General features: G+C 72.6%; 1 protein-coding gene. It reads left to right on the top strand.

Annotated elements, in window-relative coordinates; genetic code table 11:
• On the top strand, nt 1-842 hold an 842-nt coding region (locus NBW84_RS23895; protein ID WP_250287596.1), incomplete at both ends, for a condensation domain-containing protein.

Raw genomic sequence — 842 nt, 5'->3', positions numbered from 1 at the left:
CCGCGCACATCGCCGGGTCACTCGCCGAGGCGCCTCCGTCCACTTTCGCCCCCCTGCGCCTGCTGGTGGAACGGGACGCGGACTACCGCGCGTCAGAGGGCTTCCTCGCGGACCGCGAATACTGGACGCAGCGCTTCGCCGACCAGCCCGAACCGCCCCGGCTCGCCGCTCGCCCGGCCCGGCCGGCGCGGCAGGTACTGCACCACACGGCCTTCCTGCCCCCGGCCGCGGCGGCCCGGCTGCGGCAGGCGGCCCGCCAGGCCCGCACGCACCCCTCCGCCCTGCTGGTCGCGGCGACAGCCGCCTACCTGCACCGCATGACCGGAGCGCGGGATGTCATCCTGGGCCTGCCCACGACGGCCCGCACCGACGCCGTGCTGCGCGCCACCCCCTGCATGGTCTCCAACGTGCTGCCGCTGCGCGTGGAGGTACAGCCGCGGCTGAGCGTGTCCGAGCTGGTGCGGCAGGTGTCGCTGGAGATCCGCCAGGCGCTGCGGCACCAGCGCTACCGGAGCGAGAACCTGCCCCGCGACCTCGGCCTGCCCCAGGGCAGCAACGATCTCGTGGCCACCGAGGTCAACATCATCTCCTTCGACTACGACCTGGACTTCGCCGGCCACCGCGGCGCCACCCACACCCTCACCACCGGGCTGATCGAGAACCTCGCGATCACCATGTACGACCGGGTCGACAGCACGGAAGGGGTGCGGATCGACCTCGAGGCGAACCCGGACCTCTACAGCGCCGAGGACCTGGCCACCCACCAGCGGCGTCTGTTCGGCCTGCTGGACGCCTTCACCACCGACCTCGAGCAGCCCATCGGCACCATCAACCTGCTCACC

The organism is Protofrankia sp. CiP1_Cm_nod2 (genome assembly GCF_920664355.1).
Classification (GTDB): domain Bacteria; phylum Actinomycetota; class Actinomycetes; order Frankiales; family Frankiaceae; genus Protofrankia.
The sequence above is the reverse complement of the archived record's forward strand: the minus strand, read 5'-3'. Positions and strand labels throughout refer to the sequence as shown.